Source organism: Neisseria sp. 19428wB4_WF04 (assembly GCF_015235335.1).
Classification (GTDB): Bacteria; Pseudomonadota; Gammaproteobacteria; order Burkholderiales; family Neisseriaceae; genus Neisseria; species Neisseria musculi.
Map to the genome: position 1 here is coordinate 1 of NZ_JADGLG010000224.1, position 277 is coordinate 277.

The window sequence follows — 277 nt, forward strand, 5'->3', positions numbered from 1 at the left end:
TCAAAATTCCGTCAAATCCTGCGCCTTTTCACACTTGATTTGACCGCTTCCGATACCGCCAGACTCACCGGCATCAGTACCCAAAGTGCCAATATCTGTTTCTCAAACTGCGTTGCCGTATGGCTGCTGAATGTGAACGGCAAACTCCCTCTGCCGGTGTGGTCGAACTGGACGAATCCTACTTCGGCTCCAAACGCATCCGAGGGCGGGCGGGGGAGAGGGAGGCAAAACCATTGTTTTCGGCATCTTAAAACGGGACGACAAAGTCTATACCGAA

The 277-nt window shown here is 52.3% G+C and carries 1 pseudogene; it reads left to right on the top strand.

Annotation, left to right across the window (positions count from 1 at the left end):
- Positions 1-277: pseudogene (locus IR141_RS13095) on the top strand (IS1595 family transposase); the annotation flags it as partial.